This window comes from Streptomyces sp. NPDC034086, assembly GCF_055575515.1.
The window spans coordinates 1-1,336 of the sequence record NZ_JBVISM010000044.1; the positions used below are offsets into that span (position 1 = coordinate 1).

The 1,336-nt window shown below is 74.8% G+C and carries 2 protein-coding genes; one reads left to right on the forward strand and one right to left on the reverse strand.

The window, feature by feature from the left end; genetic code table 11:
• Positions 1 to 414 precede the first annotated feature (414 nt).
• A complete protein-coding gene (locus ACZ514_RS32265) occupies positions 415 to 1,116 on the forward strand; it encodes a DUF4232 domain-containing protein (protein WP_469126343.1) in 702 nt (233 codons plus the stop codon).
• 125 nt (positions 1,117 to 1,241) lie between these two features.
• Here ACZ514_RS32265 and ACZ514_RS32270 read toward each other — a convergent pair.
• On the reverse strand, positions 1,242 to 1,336 hold a 95-nt coding region (locus ACZ514_RS32270), incomplete at its 5' end, for an aggregation-promoting factor C-terminal-like domain-containing protein (RefSeq protein WP_469126344.1).

Below are 1,336 nucleotides of genomic sequence, written 5' to 3' on the forward strand. Positions count from 1 at the left end.
TTCCTCCACACCTACAACCACCACCGCTGCCACACCGCACTCGACGGACACCCACCCATCAGCCGCGTCAACAACCCTGCGGGTCAATACACCTACGGCACGCCGGCATCCGTCCGGCGGACGGGGCGGGTCCGCAGCCAGTACGAGCGGCCGCGACGGCCAGGGGGACGCCGTACCCGGCGAAGGCGGCCGTCCCGATCCAGCCGGCCGGCAGCGCGTCGCCCGAGGAGGGGAAGTCTCCGCGCCGCAAGGTCACCACCCGCCCGGCACGGGCACGGCGACGGCTCCGCGCACCCCGCGGCGGACTCGCCGTGACAAGGTGACCGGGGCGCGTGCCGGCCCCAGCTGACACTCGGTCATGATGGTTCCTCCTCGGGCGGTTTCCGCCCCGAACGTACGACACGGAGTTCCCTCATGCGCACCCACCGGAGCCGTTCCGCGGCCCTGGCCACCTTCCTCGGGCTCACCCTGGCCCTGACCGCCTGCGGCGGCGGCTCCACGGACCGGTCGCTCAAGGCTCCTCCTCCGGCCCCGGCGTCCAGCGGGCGCCCGGCGGCCGCCGGCCCCGCCCCGACGGCGACGCCGACCGCTGCCGGGACGCCGCCCGCCACCGCGAGCCCGGCCCCGACGGGCCCGGACGGCAAGGGCGCGGGCGGCGCGGGCGGCGCGGCCGCCGATGACAGCTACGCGTACACCCACCCGTGCTCCGCACGGAACATCACCGTCAAGGTGACCTCGCCGGAGGGCTTCCCCGCCACCGTCCGCGTCATCACGGTGACGAACAACGGCTCCACCGTGTGCGGGCTCGACTTCCACCCCGCCGTGGGCTTCAGCGCCCAGGGCACCGCCCTCGGCATCCAGGCGACGCCTCCCAGCGGCCTCGGCGGCGCACCGGCCCATCCCGTGCGGCCGGGGGCGACGACGTACGCGGCCGTGGACCTCAACCCGTCGGGCGGCAGCGGCCCCGTCGCCGACGAGATCAACATCCTGGCCGACCCGGGGCACATGCCGAACGCGGACGGCGTGAGCCTTCCGCTGGCCGCCCCGCACTCCGTCGCCCGCCCGAAGGTCGGCCTCTACCACTTCACCGCCCGCGATTCGTTCCACACGTTGTAGGCGTCACCGGCGAACCTGACGGGGCGGCTCACTCGCCCCGTCCCGGCGGGCGCGGCACGCGAAGACGCCCGCCCCGGGTGTCCCGGGCGGGCGTCTCGCGTGCTGGGGGGTGGGGTACCGGTGGCTTAGTACCAGTGGTTGGCCTGCCAGAAGTTCCAGGCGCCGACCGGGCTGCCGTAGCGGTCGTTCATGTAGTCCAGGCCCCACTTGATCTGCGTGG

Coding starts and splice junctions, on each gene's coding strand:
- ACZ514_RS32265 (WP_469126343.1), top strand. CDS start 415: ATGCGCACCCACCGGAGCCGTTCCGCGGCCCTGGCCACCTTCCTCGGG.